This is a genomic window from Oceanisphaera sp. IT1-181, from assembly GCF_033807535.1.
In the GTDB taxonomy this organism is placed as follows: Bacteria; Pseudomonadota; Gammaproteobacteria; order Enterobacterales; family Aeromonadaceae; genus Oceanimonas.
Genome location: NZ_CP136856.1, coordinates 1,100,604 through 1,121,297, shown reverse-complemented (window position 1 = coordinate 1,121,297; position 20,694 = coordinate 1,100,604). Strand labels below are relative to the sequence as shown.

The following is a 20,694-nucleotide window of genomic DNA, read 5'->3' as shown; positions in this document are numbered from 1 at the left end:
AGTTGCGGAATAATAAAGGTATGTGAATGGCGCAACAAGAGCAGCGAATGATGGCAGACCCTTATTTCAGCATCGACTATCGAGCACAAGTTAACTTGTGCCCCCTGGCGGATGGCGAAACCGTGCCCGACGTCGACACCTTGGAGGCCCAAATTCCGGCGCCATTCAAGCTTATCAGTGAAGTTACCCGCATCGATACCAATAACGCCCGCATGTTGCGCAACTTAGACGAACATGCCGGCGATTTGGTCGAGATCATTAACTCACAATCACGTAAGATCGATTTAGTGCTCAGCTATGTATTAGCCAGCGAAGACGACCCTGCTGAGCGCCATCATACCTTAACCTTAGGCGGCGGCGGTTTTACTTTTATCTCACCTACCGTTTGGGCAAACGACAGCATTTTACGCTTTAAGCTGTTTTTACCCGAGCTATCGGTGGCCGTATACGGTTATGGTCAGATTAAGGCGCAAGAAGAGGCACAAGAGCCTCACCACTATCGCTGTGACTTTACTGCCATTCGCGAGCAAGACCGCGACGCCCTTATTCGTGCCAGCCTGCAATTGCAGGCTAAGCAACTTAAAGCCCGCGCCGAACGCCGCGCCCAAAAAGACGGCCCCACAACATAATGATCCAGATAGCTAGCCCCACGCCCAGACCTAAAGCCAGCCTTGGGCAACTGCTTGGCAGCAGCTTAAGTCTCGCCATCGCCCAACAAGTGATCCGCGAGCAACAACTGGTGCTGTTGGTGGTGCCGGACACGCCCACCGCGCTGCGTTTAGAGCAAGAAGTGCGGCACTTGTTGAAACAAGACGAAAGTCAAAAGCAGCCATTACCGGTGCAGCTGTTCCCAGACTGGGAAACTCTGCCCTACGATCAGTTTTCGCCCCACCAAGATATTATTTCCCAGCGGCTAGAAACCTTATACGGCGTGCCGACCCTTAAGCGCGGCGTGCTGATCGTACCCATTACCACGCTCATGCTGCGCACCCCGCCGCGGGACTGGTTAGAGCAAAACAGCCTGTTATTAAAAACCGGCGATAAATTAGATATGCATGGCCTACGCTCACGCTTAGAGCGCGCCGGCTATCGGGCTGTGGATCAAGTGCTGACCCACGGCGAATATGCGGCGCGCGGTGCCCTGCTCGACTTATATCCGATGGGTTCTCGCGAGCCTTTTCGCATCGACTTTTTCGATGATGAAATCGATACCCTGCGACCCTTTGACCCAGACACCCAGCGCTCTCGCGATACCGTAAGCTCGGTGCGCCTGTTACCGGCACGCGAATTCCCCACCGATGCACCGGCCATAGAGCGCTTTCGCGGTAACTATCGCGAGCGCTTTGCGCTGCGCAACGAGCCTGAATCTTTGTATCACAGAGTCAGCCAAAGCCAGTTTCCCGCCGGTATTGAGCATTACTTCCCGCTATTTTTTGAGCACACTCAAACCCTGTTTGACTCCCTGCCCGAGTCTTTATTAGTGCTTACCGTGGGCGAGCTATCTGCAAGCGCCGAGACCTTTTGGCAAGATGTACAAACTCGCTATGAAGAGCGTCGCTACGACACTATGCGACCCCTGCTGCCACCGGATGAGCTGTATCTGCAACCCAATGCGGTATTGGCCGAGCTGAATCACTGGCCGCAATTACAACTTAACCAAACGCCAGTATTAGAAAAAGGCGACCGGCTCAATGCGCCCATTAGCCCGCTGCCCGAGTTAGAAGTTGAGCATCAAAAAAGCGAACCTTTAAGTCGGTTACTGTCGTTTTGCAAAGATTTTAAAGGCCGGGTGTTATTTTCGGTGGAGACTGCCGGTCGACGTGAAGCCTTAATTGAGCTGTTTGCAGGCTCCGCCATTAAGCCTTGGCCTTATAACAGCCTTAGCGAATTTGCCGAGGGTAAAGATGCCATCGGCTTATTGGTCGGCCCGCTGTCGCAGGGTTTTATCCTGAGTGCCAAAGCCGCGAAAAATAGCATAGCGCTCATTTGCGAAGGCGACTTACTGGGTGGGCGCGTTATTCAGCGCCGCCGCCGTGAAAAGTCCAAGAGCCTAAGCCCAGATACGCTCATTCGTAATCTGGCCGAGCTATCCATTGGCCAGCCGGTGGTGCATTTGGATCACGGCGTGGGCCGCTACACAGGCCTGCAAACGCTGGATGCAGGCGGATTAAAGTCCGAATACTTAACGCTGGAATACGCCGGCGGCGACAAGCTGTATGTGCCGGTAACCGCGCTGCATTTAGTAGGCCGCTACAGTGGTGCTGACGACCCCACCTTAAATAAGCTGGGTAACGAAACCTGGGCCAAAGCCAAACGCAAAGCGGCAGAAAAAGTTCGAGACGTAGCGGTGGAATTACTGGATGTATACGCGCGCCGCGCCGCACAACCGGGCCAGGCCATGACTCACGACAAAGTAGCCTATCGCCAATTTTCGGACTCCTTCCCGTTTGAAGAGACCGACGATCAGCTAATGGCCATTAACGCCGTGCTCACCGACATGACTCAGCCCAAAGCCATGGACCGCTTAGTGTGTGGTGATGTGGGTTTTGGTAAAACCGAAGTGGCAATGCGCGCCGCCTTTGTGGCGGTGCACGATGGCAAGCAAGTGGCAGTATTAGTGCCCACTACCTTGCTGGCGCAACAGCATTACGACAACTTTAGAGACAGGTTCGCCAACTGGCCGGTGCGCATAGAGATGATCAGCCGCTTTAAAACCGGCAAAGAGCAAGAAAAAGTCTTGGCCGGCATGGAAGACGGCACCCTAGATATTGTGATCGGGACTCATAAGTTATTAAGCAAAGATATTCGCTTTAAAGACTTAGGTTTATTGGTGGTGGATGAAGAGCACCGTTTTGGCGTGCGCCAAAAAGATCAGATCAAAGCGCTGCGCGCCGACGTGGACATTCTTACGCTCACCGCCACGCCCATTCCGCGCACCTTAAACATGGCCATGGGCGGCATGCGTGACTTGTCGATTATCGCCACGCCCCCGGCCAAGCGCTTAGCGGTAAAAACCTTTGTGCGTGAGTCAGATCCTGCCACCATCCGTGAAGCCATCTTGCGTGAGCTCAAACGTGGCGGTCAGGTGTATTACCTGCACAACGACGTGCAAACCATCGATAATACCGCCGAAACACTGGCCACTCTTGTGCCAGAAGCACGCATTGCCGTGGCCCACGGCCAAATGCGCGAGCGCGAGCTAGAGCGGGTGATGACCGACTTTTATCATCAGCGCTACAACGTATTATTGTGCTCCACCATTATTGAAACCGGCATCGACGTGCCCACCGCCAACACCATTATCATGGACCGCGCAGATAAACTCGGTTTGGCGCAATTGCACCAGTTGCGTGGCCGTGTGGGGCGTTCTCATCATCAGGCCTATGCCTATTTGATGACGCCAGATCCTAAGCGCATGACCACGGATGCCAAAAAGCGCCTTGAGGCCATTTCAGCACTAGAGGACTTAGGTGCCGGTTTTGCACTGGCCACTCATGACCTTGAAATTCGCGGTGCCGGCGAGCTGCTGGGTGCTGAACAAAGTGGTCAGATCACCACCATCGGCTTTAGCCTGTATATGGAAATGCTTGAGCAAGCGGTCAAGGCCCTGCAATCCGGCAAAGAGCCGGCACTGGATCAATTGCTGCGCACCCAAACCGAGATTGAACTGCGGGTACCGGCACTCTTACCAGACGATTATATTCCCGATGTGAACATGCGCTTATCCATGTATAAACGCATTGCCACCGCCGAAGATGATGTGCAGCTGCGTGAGTTACAAGTAGAGCTGATTGACCGCTTTGGCCTATTGCCCGAGCCCACCAAAAACTTGGTGGCACTGGCCAGCCTTAAGCTAAAAGCCAATCCATTAGGCATAGATAAGATCGACGCCAGCGCCAATGGCGGCAACATAACATTCGCCCAAGACGCGCCCATCGATCCCATGTTCTTGGTCGGCCTCTTGCAAAGCCAACCGCGCCTCTACAAAATGGAAGGGCCAACCAAGCTACGCTTCGCCATACCCAGCCACGACGCCGCCGCAAGACTCGCGCTAATCAACGACTTGTTAACTGAGCTAAGCAAGCATCAGACTTCGTAAAGAGTGAAGGGGTAAGAGTGAAGAGGACAATAGCACACTAACTCTAAACCCATTTTTGCCACGGAATACACGGAAAAACACGGACGTAAAGACAGGTCAAAAGCGAAAGGGCTTCTTATGTATAAGGTCTACCCCAAGAGCCCTTCGTATTTATCTCATCTTAATTTTTCCGTGGGTTCCGTGGATTCCGTGGCGAAAGAGCTTTTTATATTTAGGTGTTAGATTTAACCGCAGCTCTTTACGCTTCACACTTTACGTTTCACATAACGCTTTTGAGAATAAATGAATACACACCCTTGTCATGCCGCCATTCAACGCCCCCTTACCGTCGGTATTCTAGGGGGTGGCGTGGCCGGTGCTACGGTAGCACTGCGCCTCGCGGATTTAGGCATTAATACCCTGTTAATTGAAGCCAGCAATGGCCTGCTCAATGGCCCGCCCATTTGTCACCTGCATGCGGGCGGCAACCTGTATCGCGAAATTAGCGATATTCAGTGCTTAACCTTACTACGCCAATCCATCGACTCGGTGCGTGCCTATCCGCACAGCATTAATCGCCGCCCGACTGTGATTGCTATTCCGACTTCAGATGCAGGCGATGCCAATGCGCTCTTACCGCGACTCAAGCAAGTGGCCAAAGAATATCAGCGCTTAGTGGCCATGGATCCGGCGAACAAGGTATTGGGTGAGCCAGATGATTATTATCGCTGTTACACCCGCGAGCAGTTTGTGGCACTGGCCGAACGGCCCCTGCCTAAAAAAGCCCAAAGCCACGATGATTGGTTGATCCCATTGGCGCACAATCTTAATCCCGACACTTTAAAGTTTCCGCTGATTTTGGTGCAAGAATACGGCTGGAGCCTGTTTCGCATGGCGGCCACCGCCACGCTGGCGCTACAAGATTCACCCCATTGCCAGCTGCTGCTGAATACGCGCGCCACGGATCTTGTGCAATTGCCCGATGGCTGGCTGATTAATACAGAAAATCATGCCGGTACTGGCTCAAACCAACAGCACAAAGTGGATTTCTTAGTTAACGCCTGCGGCTTTCGTACCGGCCTTGTTGATGATATGGCGGGTTACCGTCGCCAGCGCTTGGTGGAATACAAGGCCGCTTATGTGGCCCATTGGCAAACCGAGGGCATTTGGCCAGAGGTGATCTTTCACGGCGAGCGCGGCACGCCCAAAGGCATGGCGCAATTAACGCCCTACCCCAATGGCGTATTTCAATTGCACGGCATGACCGACAGCATAACGCTGTTTAAAAACGGCTTAGTGGCCAGTAACGCCTTAAGTGCCCAGCCACAATTGCCCAAATCCTATCAAACGCAAATTGATCAAGGTTGGCAGAGCGAGGATGTGACCGCTCGCACCCAAGGTGCTATCGATCACATGGCCCGCATCCTGCCTGCATTCGCCAGCGCCACCGTGGGCGGCAAGCCGCTATTCGGTGCCCAGCAAATTCCAGGCTCAGACCCCTCGCTGCGCGCCGCCGATGTGTCCTTTGAAGGTGCGCACTATGCGCGAGTAGAAATCGTCAAAGCCTCATCGGCGCTCACGGCCGCGGATCGCATAGTGGCTAAATTAGCAGATTTAGGTTGGTTGAAGTGGGACTGCCTAGAGCAAAGTGTTGAAGGTTTAGTGATGAGTAATGAGTTACAAAATCCACGCCTCTCGCCGCAACTGGCCATCACCAGCCAACACAGCGCCACGCAAGTAGAAGCACTGGCCATTAAGCTAGCGCATGAGCGCGGCTACCCATCCGCCCTAGCGTTAAATATGAATTAATTGACGGTGAGACGGCAATAGACTCTGTTGATGTCGTCTTCCTAACCCTCATCAAGATCTCTCTTAAGCCGTCGTCCTGATGCCAATCAGCATCTCGCCCTTATGCCGTCGTCCTGATGAAAATCAGGATCTCGCTCTTAATGTAAAGCAAACATCGGGCTGACTACCGCTTACCCCATAAGCCCTACTGTATAATCACAAGTTTTAGCTGATACTGTAAGCAAGTATCGAAGATAATTTCGTCATTGATGATAGATGCTAATTCAGCCTTTTAAATCGCGCCTGATTTTGCCTATAATGAACGGACTCGATTGAACTTTTAGCTAGGGTTGTGATACAAAACAAGCATAAATTAATGTGTCGCTAAAGATTTAATGCCTCGTCCGCTTTAAACACAGTTACCGCCGTTATTTTAGATAATTTTTATGACATTGTTTTTTTGTACTATCCTATTTCCCTAAATATTGCAGTTAAAAAAACCCACGCTCGCGTACACCTGAGTATCTATGCTGCTATCTTAAGAACTTAGACAAGAAAGACCCGTCCGCCAGCAGGAACGCGGACAATGAGGGCTAGCTCATTTAAGCACTATGTAAAATAAGCACACAATAAATAGCATAAGTGTTAATACGCATAATCAACATTAGGGCCTGTTCCCGCTTCGCTATAACAGATTGATTTAAAAGGAAAATCACAAAAAGCCGTTTTTATTAAATTTATTTTATTTCAATGACTTAGCGTGAAACGTCAACACGCCCTAGCTTTATCTAAAAAATGTGAGTTTCCTTAAGTTTCACCCCTTATTATTGAGTTTTTCACAGGAATAAAATCATGGATGAGACATGCCCATTTTGTAAATATGAACTGCTAGCTGGAGCTGAGATATGTGCAAGTTGTGGATCCTACGAAGAACGTCCTGATGGCGGCGGTGCACTGCTGTTTATTATTGGAGGACTTATTTCGATGGTAATAGGCATTAAACTCTCTGAATCCGACGCTTTATTGTGGGGGCTAATGGTTGCAGTTTTAGGCGCAGCATTCTTTGCGATTAGTATCAAAAGAAAACCTTTTTGGGTGAGAGGATACTAAGCGTTACAGGTTTAAATTGGTGAAAGGCCTACTGACTTTAAGCAGGCCAATACAGCACCACCTGCGTCCGAGTGTGCTGTGCTTGATGCCAGAGGCAAACGGCAAGCAACTCAATTTCTGTATCCTGCCGTGCATTCTCTTGCAAAACAGGTTCGGGTTTTTCTCAACCACCTTCCCCTTTCGCCTGCTTCTTACGTCTCACTTCTCACCTGACTTACGAATAAATCTTGTTTGCCCAGCGGGTTAAGCCTGCGGTTACGCTGCCGAAGTGGTCGCCGATGACAATGGGCGTATTCTGAAACTGCTGCTTTAAAAACTCATTCAATACTGGTGATTTAGCGGTACCACCGGTCACAAACACTACGTCTGGCTCACAGCCTGCTTGGGCAATGGCATCGGTCATTAACGCGGTGATGGCACTCAGTTCACGGTTGCAGGCTTTAGCAAAACCTTCTCGATCCAGATTTAAGCTCAAGCCTTTATCGATATCGGATAAATTCACCAACTGCTCTGTGCTGTCCGTTAAGCCGATTTTGCTTTGCTCGGCGGCGTTCACTACCCGATAGCTGAGCTTGTTTTTCTGCACGGTTAATAAGCGCTTTAGTAATTCAGGCTGTTCGGCATCACGCACTAGCTGCTCTAAAAAGCGCGCATTGGCGGCGCTGTAAAATTCGGTTTGGTTATGAATGTTATTAATCGACATTGCCTGCCAAAAGCTGTTGGTAGGAATGGGCTTACCGATTTTCAACATGCTGTCTAAGCCAAAGCTCGGCATTATGCCTTTTAGGGCAAAGGCGATATCAAAATCATTACCTCCCACTCGCTCGCCGCTGTGGCTGAGTAAGTCGGCAGTTCTGTCTTGCGAGGCCGCTTGTTTAGGGCCCATCAGTAGCATTGAGCAGTCGGTAGTACCGCCGCCAATATCGACCACTAACACTTTGGTCTCTGTGCTTAGGCTGGCTTCATATTCAAAGCCGGCAGCCACCGGTTCAAATTGAAACTCTACGTCTTTAAAGCCAACCCGCTTGGCGGCATTGGTTAATATTTCAATGGCCTGGCGATTGCTCTCTTCACCGCGTAAACCCTGAAAGTTAATCGGCCGACCAATCACGGTTTGGCTAACGTTTCTGCCCAGCCTGGCCTCGGTGAGTGTTTTAATATTGCTCATCATGGCCGCGACTATGTCTTCAAACAGTTCAGCTTGTTGTGGCAGCAAACCGGTGGCACCTAAGAATGATTTAGGGGATTTGATGTAATAGCCTTCGTCCGGCTCTTGCAGGTAATCTTTTAGCGCTTGTTGGCCAAACGACAATTCAGTGGGGTAGCCGTCTAGCACCAGCTCGCGTAATGCGCCCTGCCCTTTTTGCAGCTGACGCGTGCGCTGCTGCTGAAACGCTGGCTGCTCAGACGCACTCAAGTTCTTATGTAACCAGTTAACAATCACATCTCGACTCGGTGCATACAAGGTGGACGAAATGTAACGGCCATGCTCGCCCAGCGCCAACAGCTGCGGCGCGCCGTTTTCCATCACGCCAACCGCGCAGTTTGAAGTACCGTAGTCAAATCCGATCATGTTGAAATCTCACTTAAAATCTAATGCTGAAGCTCAAAAAACACTGAGCAAGCCAATAGCTCAAGGCCGCCCTTCAGTCGAAAACGACGAGGTAGCGTTGGCTAGGCTAAAAAAATGAAGCGGCATTATAGCGGAAAACGGAGTTCATTGATGGATGAAAATCTAAGAAGCATTCGCTTACGCGCAGGTAATTTTAGTTTGAGCAATAATCGACTAAAACCATTGCTTCCGATCAGATGTTAGCTAGCGTGCAAAGGGGCTACTACGCCGACTCGCTCAAGCACAGTCCCTGTGGCGCTCAGCACATTACGTCCCTGTAATGTGATGGTCGGCTACGCAGATCCCTTTGCCCTCCCCGTCAATTGCGGCGTGGCCTGTGGGAGTAAGTCCTACTCCCGAGTATAAGCTGCAGCTTCTCTTTCAAATTGCGTCTCACTTTGTCTATAATGCGGCAGCTTCGTATGAGTTCAGTTACAGTAATGTTGATGATCTGGCCTCAAATATTCTCGATTAAAAGAGTCTCGCTCTTCATGAGTCGGCGGTAGCCTGCCCTATAAACAGCACTCTGTTAAACATAGGCATGCTCAAAATGTACAACTGTCATGCTCGGATTGATCCGAAGGATAAAATAAAATCGATAATAATCAGAGTGTTAAAATTCAGGCAGGTGAAGAAAATAAGCATCAGCAACGGACAATTCGAGCATGCGCGTTTAGAACGTCGTGATAAGGGACAACAATATTAAAAATATCACAATAAAACAGCCTCTTATCAGAGGTAACGATGAAAAATACGATGCACAAAAACGTGCATGCGCAATATTAAGCTGTTATAGCTCAAACGTAATCTCGGAGTATTTAATTAGTGATTTGTGATCTTTTGGAAAGTATTTACTCTTTTTTTTATATTTATACCTCAAGTATTAGTTCTTTTTTAGCTGCCTTTTTTGTTTATTTTCTAGTTTTGTTTTTAGCTAAACTTTTTCACTTACGTTGTTACGTTAAATTTTCTTTTAAGTCATTGTTAAAAGAAGTATGGAAAAATAAAAGTCGTTTATATTCACCTGATTATTGTACTGCATCGATATTTAAATCGTTAAGTGGTCATGATTTTGAATTGTTCAAGAGAAATTATTATCAAACAATATTTATTAAAGTGTGGAATAAGTATAATATTATAATTTCAGGTGTTTGGTATTTGTTAATTGGAATATTTTTTTATCTTGAACTCATTTTAGATTTTCTATTTTGGTTTTCTTCTGTGCGTTTTTTCTCTAGGTGTAGTGAAATTTCAATTGCTTTCTATAAAGATGTAGTGTCTAAACCAAAAAATAAAATGTCAGAGAGGAATACTTTTCTAACAAAATATGATCGAATTCGCCTTGCTACTGTTAGCTACGTTGAAATTTATATTTTGTCGGCTTCCTTATATTTTACTTTAGATCCGTCAAGACCATATGCATGGTTAAATTCAGTTTATGATTCCTTATCTGTCGGCACATTTACAAATGTAGGAACAGCTCTAAATTGTATTGGTAGTGAAGTTTATGTGTTCACTCAAATTTTAACTACTTTAGTCTTGGTAATTATGTCTTTGGCTGTATACGTCGGTCGCAGCAAATAGAGCAGACTAACCAGCCACCCATATTAACACCCTCAGCTTAACAGGCCTCCCATGTTAGTTGTTTGCTTGAAACTCATAACAAGGCCAATCACAAACGCCAGCAAGCTGGCTGGACTCGCTGACGCTCGCCTGTGTTGGCGGCGTTATATTTATACGGAGAGTTTTTCTGCATGAGTTACATATCAAAAGTTTTTAACGTAATGATTGCGTCTCCCGGAGACGTGGCTTCAGAACGAACAATTATTCGTGACGTCATTTATGAATGGAACGCAGTGCATTCCGAGGCAAGAAATATCGTATTAATGCCAATTGGATGGGAGTCGCACTCCTCACCCGAAATGGGTGGAAGCGCCCAAGAAATCATCAATAAGCAAGTTTTAGATAGGTGTGATTTTTTAGTAGGTGTGTTTTGGACTCGTATTGGGACTCCTACAGCTAAATACGTAAGCGGAACTGTCGAAGAAATCGAAAAGCATATATCAACTGGCAAGCCGGCCATGCTCTATTTTTCTAGTCAGCCTGTTGCGATGGATACAGTAGACCTAAAGCAGGTCGAAGAATTGAAAGAGTTTAAAAAATCCTGTCAAAGTCGTGGTCTTTACGAAAGTTACGATAGTCATACTGACTTCAAAGAAAAATTCTATCGTCATTTACAACTTAAGTTAAACGAACACCCGCTATTTAAAGATATAAATTCGGAGAGTATCGCACCTCCTGTAGAGTCTTCAATTCAATTGCCAGAGTTAAGTCAAGAAGCCAGAGCTCTGCTTAAAGAAGCAAGCCTAGATCCTCATGGAAATATATTGCATGTACGTCACAGCGGTGGAACAGATATACAAACTAACGGTAAAAACTTTATCCCATCAAGCGATCGAAGAGAGATTGCAAAATGGGAAGCTGCCCTTGAAGAGCTAACATATAAAGATTTACTGATTGAGCGAGGGCATAAAGGAGAAGTCTTCGAAGTCAGTAATTTGGGCTACCAGATTGCAGATATGATAGAACTGTAAATATAACAAGCGCAGTCACAGCGATGGCTTTTTCCGTTGCGGCTTCGCCTCCACTACATAGCCACGCGTGCTGCGGGCGTTAGCTGACAAGGAAGGGTATGGAAGTCACCGATAGAATTACAGAAGCTTGGAAGGTTATTAATAGTGTCAATAATTGGGAGGATGGGTCTTTTGATTGGAATAAGGCTTACGTTTCTTCGATATTTTCAAAAGTTGCTTACCTACACATTCCAGAGTACGAATTAAAGAATGCAAATAGAGCTAATTTGATTCCCTGTGAGGAATATAAACAAATTATAAAAAATGGAAGGGTGACTAATTTAACCCAAAGATTAAACAACTCTGATTTTGGTGATTTTTTCATTGTAGAAAGACCATATGCGATCGCTATCATTGTAAAGGTCAAAGAGGTTATATTTGTATCGATGCGAGGAACTCAGCAACTTTATGATTGGCTTGTTAATATAAATGCTATGAAATCTCGCCCACACCCGTATAAAGATAGAGACATATTTTTTCACAAAGGCTTTCACAAAGCTACTATAAGTTGTATTCGTGAAATATTTTCAGAAATCACAACACGTTATGGGGAAGGAAATAAAATATACGTTACGGTTCATTCTCTTGGTGGAGCATTAGCTGCTATATTACATGGTATTTGGAATGAAGATCCTTACAGAGATCGGTATTTTAGCCATAACAGAATTAACTATCACCTTAGAACTATCTCTTGTTACGTATTTGGAATGCCAAGGTACGGGAATTTCCATGCAATGGAGCACTTTGCAAGTCCGTACCATATTTATAACCAAGCGGATATCGTACCTACAATACCTTCAAAACTCTTTGGGTATGAAGATAGCTTAATTGAATACTGCCTTAATTCAGAAAGTGAAATAGATCACTCTAAAGTCAAAGGTAGCTCATTTACTAAATTTATTTATGGACTCGCTACATATAAAGGTATCAAAGAACATGATATGGAATTGTATATGAGTAGAGTCAAAAAATTGTGTAATGTCAGCTAACAAGCGCTTCAAACGGAAAAAATACAGCTGGCTGTTTTCACTCCGTTCAACATTTTAGCCAGCTATATTTTTCCGCTTAAGCGGGCGTTAGCTGGTAAAAAACGCTGGAGTATGAAAGTTGTTCAATAAAATAATTAAGCATCCATTGACTGGAATAATTATAGGCATAAGTGTGGCCGTGGTTCTTTACTTTGCAGCCAAAGCTGAAGTTGAACCTAAATATGCGGTACAGACATCAAGATTATTGGCTGAAGTTACAGATAAAACAGGTGATTTAACTCTCCTTTGGAAAAGAAATAAAATAGATAATCTGTATTCTACAGATATATTGATGTGGAACGCAGGTGGTAATTACCTTGATAAATCTATGTTCTCAGAAACAGATAGGTTGCGGTTATGCCCCAATGAAAATACGCGTATTTTACAAGCAAGATTCATAGAAACATCTAGAGAAAACTTACAATTTTCTCTAGATGTAAATGGAGAAAAAAATTGTTTATATATAAATATAGTTGGGGATGAAGCAATAGAGTCCGGAGATGGTGGTTTGATTAATGTTCTATTTAGTGGGAATCAAGATAGTGAATTCTTTATTAATGGACGCATAAAAGGTTATAAAGATGGTTTTCAAGTTGTTGATTGGGATGATGTAGTATTAAAAATAGATGATAGAGTTAAATTATTCCTCCCTATTGTACTTATTTTTCAATTACTTATGTGCGGCTATCTTTTCGCCCGTACCACTAAGCGGCTTTTAAATAATGAGAATAACTCTAAGTTCGATTATATAATGTCAGGAATGTGCTTAATTATGACTTTATCTATGTTGTATCTTATTTATGACAAGTATGGAGCTCTTATCTTTGGTGTTCAATGGGTAACCAGCTAACAAGTCATTCAAAAGGACAAAAAACAGTTGGCCGTGCTCGTACCTCACTGATTTTGGCTAACAATTTTTTGCCTCTTAATGAGGCGTTATGTGTTTTGTTATATCAAAGGAGTTCCAATGGATAATAGAATAAAATATGCATTAAACCTAGATGATTGGTCTTTTGTAAATGGTGACAAAGATACTTTAAGAAAAAATGCGAAAAAAGTTCTAGTGAGTGAATATGAGGCTACGATGAGAGGCCAATTGTTTTGTCCCGAATGTTGCGCTAACTTATATCGTTCACCGAAAGATAAAGATGTATCTGATAATGGGAGAAAAGCATACTTCGGACACTCTAGAGGAATTAAAACAGATTGTGGTTTAAGAACGAAAAGAGCAGAAGGTAAAAAATATTTAACAGAGGAAGAAGCTAAAAAAGCCATACAAAATGAAGAATTAGTAATCGTTGAAGGTTTCATAAAAACTAAGCCAATTCCCCCAAAAAAAGACGCAAAAGAATATGATCAAACTCCAGTTGAGGAACTAGACGGTCCAGAGGCGGATGTTCCTATTGGCCGGCATCGTGGAGAGTCTTTTAAACTCCCTAGCAAGTTCAAAACGGTTCGCGGGCTAGTTACTAAATTTGATGATAATATCCATAGATATTTTTTCATGCCACGAGGTCAGTATGCAGTTCAGCTAATTGACTTAATTACAGATATCTCAACAGTCTCAGAAGTGGATGACAAACCTAGATTATATTATGGAAAAATAATTAAATCGTCCAACGCAGGAAAAACGCCACAAAATATAAGAATGACTAAGTTGGTTTATAAGCACAGAAACCATGCTGACTTCTATTTTAAGCAGACGGATGAAGACCAACAAGAAAAAGGAATTAGTGATGAATCTAAGGGGAGAGTTATTCTAATGTACGGCACTATCACTGAAAGTGGAGCAGGTCTTTGTCTTGAGAGGTTAGGTTGGGGCGAGTTTGCTTTATTACCACAAAAATATGAAAACTTACTTTATTAATAAGCACATAACAACAACATTAAATAGTTGGTTTTTTCACTTCGTTCAACATTTAACCAACTATTTTATTGACGCTTATGTTGGCGTTAGGCAGTAAACAATCGAGGGTAATATCATGGCAAAAAAAGCACGTTTTTACTTAGCAAAACTAAGAAATTTAGATGAGCAATACCAATATATGATGCCTGCCCAAAGTGAAGTCCATGCACGTAGAGAGTTAGAACATCCTGATTCTAGAATTATTAGTATCGTTCATTATGGATGGCACGATGTTATAGCTGCTGACGGTGGTAATGGTCCTGTATTTATAACTAAAATTAACAATGTTGATTACTGTTATGAGCATAATCATGATGGATATAAATATCTTTCTCAGCAATTTTATTCTGACTTTACAAGTATAATAGATAATAACTATTCAGATGACTAGCAAGGTAATAAGTGCTATTTGATAGTTTTATTTAGTGTTATCAGTCTGTCTAACAAGGCGGGCAATGCGACCCAATAACTTCGCTATTTTTGGCTTAAAAGTTAGTCTGCTTGATACGTTCAAACAGTGGGCGCCCTACATTAGTGTTAGGCTATATATCTGTAATATTGATACTTAAATGTAAAAAAGGAAATTAGACGATGTTAAAACCTCCGATGACATTAATTGGACAAATTATGAATGCAACTAAAACAGGAATCTTAGTTGAACCATTTACAGCTGAAGAACTCAAGAGTTGGATTATAGAAGAAAAAATTATTCAAGATAATGGTAAGAAATATGCGGAGTCGTCTATTAATGCCATTCTTTCAAATTCTGATGTTAAAAATGATCCTACGACGAATAACAACAAGAAAATGTTGAAGAGTCATGTGAATTATAATAACAAAAAAGAGTATTTCTTTTCAAAATAGCCTAACAAGGCGCTCAAGCATTGGACGCAGCCAGCTGCGCCGCTTAGCTTAGCGTTATACGCTCTAGGAGATATAGCGCTAACAAGACATCCATGTTAATTACTGCTGCGGTGATGATATATAAATCATCTGGCTCGCTTCCGAAGCTTGCCCTGCTTTTTGGTCACTAAATGGCTGGTTAACGTCACCTATAGGCAACACAGCAGCATAGGGGCGGAGTAGACCTTCATCCGCCATTGATATAAAACTAACAAGCCACTCATGCTAGAAACAAACAAAAAGGGTACCTCATTGAGGCACCCTTTTTCATGTTAGCTCTGCAGCTTGGCGTCTAGCGTGATCTTGGCATTAAGTAGCTTGGAGATGGGGCAGCCGACTTTGGCTTTACCGGCTATCTCGTCGAACTTGGCTTGATCGATACCGGGAATGCGGGCGGTCATTGCTAGATGTACGGCAGTTACCGCAAAACCGTCGCTTTGTTCTTCTAGGGTTACCGTGGCTTTGGTGTCGATGCTGTCTGGGGTGAAGTTTTCTTGGCCTAATAGCATAGAAAATGCCATTGAGAAGCAGCCGGCGTGGGCTGCGCCAATCAACTCTTCCGGATTGGTGCCGGGCTGGTCTTCAAAACGCGTATTGAAACCGTAAGGATTTTCTTTCAAAGCGCCGCTCTGGGTCGAGATAGTGCCTTTGCCTTTTTTAAGATCGCCTTCCCAGTGTGCTGATGCCGTTTTTTTTATGCTCATGATCTGTTCCCTCGCATTTTATAAATAGGTAGCTCTACAAACACGTAGTTTAGTAAACAGATAATTCAATAAACAGGTGCCTTCTCAATAATAGCCAACCTGATGACCAACTTAGAAGGCTTGTTGGACAGCTCGTATAGGACAATGCAAAACCACGGTAAGTTCACTGAGTAACCCGAAATTTAGTCGCAATAATTCCGATAAAGCGATCTGGTTCTCAGTCTGGTGATCGGTGGCGATTATGCTCTGCGAAGGCGCTTATTTCGCTGTTCCATGTGCTATGTTCGGTAATCGAGAACTTGGACTTACAAGGGGCTTTGAATGTATTACGTGGACATGCCTAGTACCGATGAAATCGGTGATCTCAACCTGATGCGCTCCGATGCCTGCATCTCTATCTACTTGCCAACCTCGCCACTTGGCCGAGAGAGCAAGCAGACTCGTACTCACCTTAATAGCTTATTCAAGAAGGCCATTAGCCAACTTGAAAAAACCGGCTTCGATAAACGACAACATATCCAAGCATTACAAGATCAGTTTGATGACTTGTTAGCGGATCAGGAATTTTGGGAGCATCAGGCCAACAGTTTGGCGATTTTGGCCACACCGGAATCATTGCGCACCTTCCGCTTGGCGAACAAGCTGACCGATATTGTTGAAGTGTCCGATCGCTTCCATCTAAAACCGCTACTGCGTGCGATTACCTTTAGCCACGCGGCGCATATTTTAGCGCTTTCAGAAAATGCCGTACGACTGATCGAGATCTCTCCTAACTCGCCACCCCGCGTTATTGACGTGCCTAATATGCCCATGAATGCGGCAGATGCCACTAATAAGCTGGTCGACAAAGACTTTAAAGGCAGCGGCCACCGCTCTGCGGGGCAAGGACACAAAGCGTACTTAACCAACTATGTGCGTAAAATTAATGCAGCACTTAGGCCGATACTGATGCACAGCAATAACCCGCTGCTGCTGGCTTCCACCCAACCGTTAGCGTCTTTGTTCCGCTCGCTAAGTTCGACCGCCGTATTACCAGACATGATTGCCGGTAATCCTGAACACTTAAACGAAGCCAATCTGGCAACGGCGGCCCGCCCAATACTTGACGCCCATTACGCCAGTATTATTGTCGACTTCCAGCGCTTGTTTGAAGAACGCACCAACCAAAGCCGTACCACCACGGATATTTCCAGTGCGGCGCGACTTGCCACCTTCGGCGGGATCGAGCGACTGTTGGTTGATATTGACGGCGTGGTCGATGGCTTTGTTGACGATGAAACCGGCGAAGTGATGTTTGATAGCGAAAGCGATGCCATGAATTATGGTGTGGTCGATGAAATCACCTGTCGTGCTTTGCGCACCGGTGCCAAGGTAATGGCGGTACGCAAACAGGATATTCCAGGCGGCCACGATTTAGCGGTAATCGCCCGCTATCCGGTCTAACTCGCGCCAGCTTAACTAACACTAAGCTTATGGCTAACAGATAAAATTTAAACACAAAAAAGGGTTAGCTGAAGCTAACCCTTTTTCTTGCCGCCCTACACTCTCGTCGTTGCTACCGCCGTTGCATTATCGACGGCTAAGCCGCCGTTATTTAGTTTCGTAATCGACGCTGTATTCGATAATGTCGTTATGCTCTAACTCGATATCGACTTCAACACTCTCTTGCTCTTTAACGAACAGCAGCTCAATGTCGTCGTCATCGGCTTGTTCCTGGCTCAGTTCAAAGCCCTTATCGGTGTAAAAAGCTTTCACCTGTTCACTGATATCAAGCAGTGTGCTGCCTGATATGTTGGCTTCCAGTTCAAAGCCACCAAACCATTTGTTTTCGGCTTCCACCACTTGAGCATTATCGGGTACAAAAATAATCTCAGGTACAGGGTCTTGGGCGGCATGAGCCGTGAGTGCAAAAGCGACAGTGGTAAGCGCGACCATAATTTTAGTTTTCATCATTACTCCGGTTTGTTGTGTCAGCTTGAGATCACCTGATTACGTATGAACCTCAGCCATAATGCACCCTGTTTCGGTTTGTTCTTTTCTCGTATCCATACCCTGCTGCGACATCAATACAAGCAGGGTGCAGCAAGGCTATTGCTTTGCGGTAGAGGCCGCTTTAGCTGGCCGGTTTTACGCAGTAAAACAAGAACCTACAAACCACATCAATGTTAAACGAGGTGTGTTTTGTAGGTGCCTTTGTCAACGCCGTGCGGTTTGAAGATCTTGGTGGCGCTCCGCGCCACCGGCCAGCTAAAGCGGCCTCTACGGTGCAACGTTTTGAAATTTGGCGTGGTTGTGGGTCTTGAACGTATGGCCAGCAGGATATTCGACATGCCTCTCTGTAACCTATTGAATTCATTGGTGCTGAGTTCACTGAAACATGGCTGAGCTTTGTGGGTAATCAGGTGAGATCATGATGCAGGAAAAGGCTCTGCTGTTGATATTAGATCACTCTACTACCCTGTAGTGAGAAAAGAATGACAGGCTTATAGCGCTCACGTTAACGAGCTAAACATCGCTTATATTAAGGATAAACACCATGAAAAATGAAAAAGTAGTACTGATCACCGGCGCTTCTAGCGGCATAGGGGCGGCGACCGTAGATAAGGTCATTGAAGCGGGGCACAAGGTCGTGATCACGGCGAGAAGCACAGATAAACTCAAAAAAATAGTGAAGCGTTGGGGTGAAGATAAGGTGTTAGCAGTGACGGCAGACGTATCAAAGCTGGATGAAATTACCAAGGTGGTTGAAAAGGCTAAAGAAAAATTTGGCAGAATTGACGTGGTGTTCGCCAATGCGGGCACGGGTGTTAACACTCCTGGTATCGAAAACGGTGAGCCAAGTGAGTGGAAAACCATGCTGGATGTGAATATCAATGCGTTACTGTTTACTGCTAAAGCCAGCCTACCCGCATTAAAAGAAACCCAAGGCCACTTTATTATTACCAGCTCTGTTGCCGGCAAGAAAACCCTGAAAGGCTCCGTGTATGGGGCCACCAAATGGTTTGCTTACGGATTTGGCCAAAATTTAGCGGCTGAAATGGCGGAGTGGAATGGTCGTTGCACCACTATCTGCCCCGGCATGGTCAACACGCCCTTTTTTGACGAAGCCAAACCGGACAAGCTAGACCCAAGCGATGTGGCGGACGCTGTGATGTATGCCATTTCTGCCAATCCAAGATGCGATATACGCGAAATTACCCTGATGCCCACTAAGTAGTTGGCACAGGTATTGAACCATGCTGAGTCAGGGGAAAGCCCTTAATCTAAATGTGATACCCGTATCCAGAACTGTGGCTCACAGCCCCTATTTAATCTAACAGCCCCCATGTTTTCGCACTCGCTTTACATGGGGCTTGCATAGCTTGCTGCTGAATACTCTTCCCTGCTCAATTTCCTTACAAAAGCGGGCGCGCTTAACACGCTCGCATCTGGTGTAACTCAAATGACCTACCTTATTCCATATCGGTATCAATCAAGCTATTGATATAGCTAACTTATAAAACAATAATGCCAAAATTCCACATCATTTCACTTGGCTTGGCTGCCGCCACCGCCGATATCCGGAGTCTACATGTCCGCAACTCGTCAGATCTTACTTGCTCTTGTGCTGGGCATTGTTACCGGCCTCGCCCTCAATACCGGAGCGGGATCACTGCCTGCAGGTGCTATCGTCTGGCTGGATGCCAACTTGCTGAAGCCGCTGGGCAACATCTTTCTGCGCTTATTGCAGTTCGTGGTCGTGCCCATGGTGTTCAGTGCCCTGATCCTAAGCTTGACCAGCCGTGAAGGCGGGACCGAAGTGGGCCGTCGCGCTGGTCGCCTGCTGATCGGCTATGTGTTGACCAGTGCCATCGCACTGGCGCTGGGCATGCTGGTGGCCCAATGGTTGAGTCCGGGCAGCGGTACAGAGGGTTTAGTGAGTCAAACCGCCACCGGCCGCCAAGCGGATAGCCTTAGTCAATGGTTGGTAGGGCTAGTGCCAGATAATCCATTTACCGCTCTGGGCGGTGGTAGCCTATTGCAGGTTATTCTCGCCGCCGCGTTAATCGGCACCGCCATGCGCGCCTTGCCAGCAGAGAGTGACCCACTGCGCCGCGTTATTGAAAGTGGCTATAACGTCACCCTCAAGGTGCTGGAATTAGTGCTCAAGATTGCCCCGCTTGGCGTGTTTGCGTTAATTACCTCGGTGATCGCGACCCAAGGACTGGATTTACTGCTGCGTCTTGGCATGTATGTTATTGGCCTAACGCTGGCTTTGGCCTTGATGGCCCTGTTCTATCTGGTATTGCTGGCCATTACCGGTGCTCGCCCGTTAAGCTTCGTTAAACATTTTGGCCAGAGCTTAGGGTTTGCTCTGGGCACCGCAAGCTCAGGCGCCACTTTGCCGCTAGCGCTTGGCAATGCGCGCAGCTACGGCATGAACGAATCGCTGGCCAATTTTGCCTTGCCTTTCGGTACTGCCCTTAAGCGTGATGGTGCCGCCGTACTGCAAGGCTTTAATGCGCTGTTCGTCGCCCAGCTGTTCAACATCGACATTACCACCTCGCTGGTACTCACCGTATTTACCACCGGCTTGTTAGTCAGTTTCTCTACCGCAGGTGTGCCCGGAGCCGGACTGGTAGCCATGACCACGGTACTGGGTGCTGCCGGTTTACCGCTGGAAGGGGTTGCGGTTGTCGCAGGTGTAGATCGCTTCACTGATGGTTTGCGTACCGCGCTCAACGTGATGGGTAACTGTGCTAACGCAGCCTTGCTTGAACGTCTTGATGGTCGCCGTGCTGAGGGTCATACTCCAGAGTCATTCTCATCAGCAGATACAGGTAATAATCCGGCGATTCAAGAGCATAACGCGGACACCACAGCAGCTCGCGCTGTATAACGCCGTAAGCTAAGTAAAATAAAAAGCCCCTCCCACGCATGCGTGAGAGGGGC

At 46.2% G+C, this 20,694-nt stretch carries 17 protein-coding genes; 14 read left to right on the top strand and 3 right to left on the bottom strand.

Features of this window, described 5'->3' with window-relative positions; translation table 11 throughout:
* Window positions 1-26 precede the first annotated feature (26 nt).
* The 4 genes from R0134_RS05205 (at window position 27) to R0134_RS05190 (ending at window position 6,976) form a co-directional block, all read left to right on the top strand.
* Window positions 27-629 carry a PilZ domain-containing protein gene (locus tag R0134_RS05205; RefSeq protein WP_319783775.1) on the top strand — a complete coding sequence of 201 codons (603 nt, stop codon included), beginning with the start codon at window positions 27-29 and terminating at the stop codon, window positions 627-629.
* Entirely contained in the window at window positions 629-4,099 is a 3,471-nt protein-coding gene (mfd, locus tag R0134_RS05200; RefSeq protein ID WP_319783774.1) for a transcription-repair coupling factor, read from the top strand. The genes R0134_RS05205 and mfd overlap by 1 nt, the downstream gene beginning before the upstream one ends.
* A 282-nt stretch (window positions 4,100-4,381) precedes the next feature.
* On the top strand, window positions 4,382-5,887 hold the full coding sequence (locus R0134_RS05195; protein WP_319783773.1) for an FAD-dependent oxidoreductase: 1,506 nt from the start codon (window positions 4,382-4,384) through the stop codon (window positions 5,885-5,887).
* A gap of 831 nt (window positions 5,888-6,718) precedes the next feature.
* The gene (locus R0134_RS05190) at window positions 6,719-6,976 is read left to right on the top strand and encodes a hypothetical protein (RefSeq protein ID WP_319783772.1); all 258 of its coding nucleotides are present in this window, start codon (window positions 6,719-6,721) and stop codon (window positions 6,974-6,976) included.
* Between the two features lie 214 nt (window positions 6,977-7,190).
* Here R0134_RS05190 and yegD read toward each other — a convergent pair whose 3' ends face one another.
* Window positions 7,191-8,549, bottom strand: coding sequence for a molecular chaperone (yegD, locus tag R0134_RS05185; RefSeq protein WP_319783771.1), 1,359 nt, complete (start codon window positions 8,547-8,549; stop codon window positions 7,191-7,193).
* A gap of 1,197 nt (window positions 8,550-9,746) precedes the next feature.
* Between yegD and R0134_RS05180 the strand changes: the two genes are divergently transcribed.
* The 7 genes from R0134_RS05180 to R0134_RS05150 all read left to right on the top strand — a co-directional run bounded on the left by R0134_RS05180 (window position 9,747) and on the right by R0134_RS05150 (window position 15,019).
* Window positions 9,747-10,172: a hypothetical protein gene (locus R0134_RS05180; RefSeq protein ID WP_319783770.1), complete on the top strand. Its 426-nt coding sequence runs from the start codon at window positions 9,747-9,749 to the stop codon at window positions 10,170-10,172.
* Window positions 10,173-10,342: 170 nt separating this feature from the next.
* Complete coding sequence (locus R0134_RS05175; RefSeq protein WP_319783769.1) at window positions 10,343-11,182, top strand: DUF4062 domain-containing protein; 840 nt, start codon at window positions 10,343-10,345, stop codon at window positions 11,180-11,182.
* Window positions 11,183-11,280: 98 nt separating this feature from the next.
* On the top strand, window positions 11,281-12,210 hold the full coding sequence (locus tag R0134_RS05170; protein WP_319783768.1) for a lipase family protein: 930 nt from the start codon (window positions 11,281-11,283) through the stop codon (window positions 12,208-12,210).
* A 118-nt stretch (window positions 12,211-12,328) separates the two neighbouring features.
* Window positions 12,329-13,099 carry a hypothetical protein gene (locus R0134_RS05165; protein ID WP_319783767.1) on the top strand — a complete coding sequence of 257 codons (771 nt, stop codon included), beginning with the start codon at window positions 12,329-12,331 and terminating at the stop codon, window positions 13,097-13,099.
* Window positions 13,100-13,216: 117 nt separating this feature from the next.
* A complete protein-coding gene (locus R0134_RS05160) occupies window positions 13,217-14,116 on the top strand; it encodes a hypothetical protein (protein WP_319783766.1) in 900 nt (299 codons plus the stop codon).
* Window positions 14,117-14,231: 115 nt separating this feature from the next.
* On the top strand, window positions 14,232-14,546 hold the full coding sequence (locus R0134_RS05155; protein ID WP_319783765.1) for a hypothetical protein: 315 nt from the start codon (window positions 14,232-14,234) through the stop codon (window positions 14,544-14,546).
* A gap of 200 nt (window positions 14,547-14,746) precedes the next feature.
* A complete protein-coding gene (locus R0134_RS05150; protein WP_319783764.1) occupies window positions 14,747-15,019 on the top strand; it encodes a hypothetical protein in 273 nt (90 codons plus the stop codon).
* Between the two features lie 311 nt (window positions 15,020-15,330).
* Here R0134_RS05150 and R0134_RS05145 read toward each other — a convergent pair whose 3' ends face one another.
* Window positions 15,331-15,762: an OsmC family protein gene (locus R0134_RS05145; RefSeq protein WP_319783763.1), complete on the bottom strand. Its 432-nt coding sequence runs from the start codon at window positions 15,760-15,762 to the stop codon at window positions 15,331-15,333.
* Window positions 15,763-16,083: 321 nt separating this feature from the next.
* On the opposite strand from R0134_RS05145, the gene R0134_RS05140 reads away from it, so the two are divergent.
* Window positions 16,084-17,205, top strand: coding sequence for a hypothetical protein (locus tag R0134_RS05140; RefSeq protein WP_319783762.1), 1,122 nt, complete (start codon window positions 16,084-16,086; stop codon window positions 17,203-17,205).
* A gap of 147 nt (window positions 17,206-17,352) precedes the next feature.
* Here R0134_RS05140 and R0134_RS05135 read toward each other — a convergent pair whose 3' ends face one another.
* A complete protein-coding gene (locus R0134_RS05135; RefSeq protein WP_319783761.1) occupies window positions 17,353-17,712 on the bottom strand; it encodes a hypothetical protein in 360 nt (119 codons plus the stop codon).
* 586 nt (window positions 17,713-18,298) lie between these two features.
* Between R0134_RS05135 and R0134_RS05130 the strand changes: the two genes are divergently transcribed.
* Together R0134_RS05130 and R0134_RS05125 are read left to right on the top strand one after the other, a co-directional pair.
* Window positions 18,299-18,979, top strand: a complete 681-nt coding sequence (locus R0134_RS05130) for an SDR family oxidoreductase (RefSeq protein ID WP_319783760.1) — start codon at window positions 18,299-18,301, stop codon at window positions 18,977-18,979.
* A gap of 354 nt (window positions 18,980-19,333) precedes the next feature.
* Window positions 19,334-20,641 carry a dicarboxylate/amino acid:cation symporter gene (locus R0134_RS05125; RefSeq protein WP_319783759.1) on the top strand — a complete coding sequence of 436 codons (1,308 nt, stop codon included), beginning with the start codon at window positions 19,334-19,336 and terminating at the stop codon, window positions 20,639-20,641.
* The last annotated feature ends 53 nt before the right edge of the window (window positions 20,642-20,694 follow it).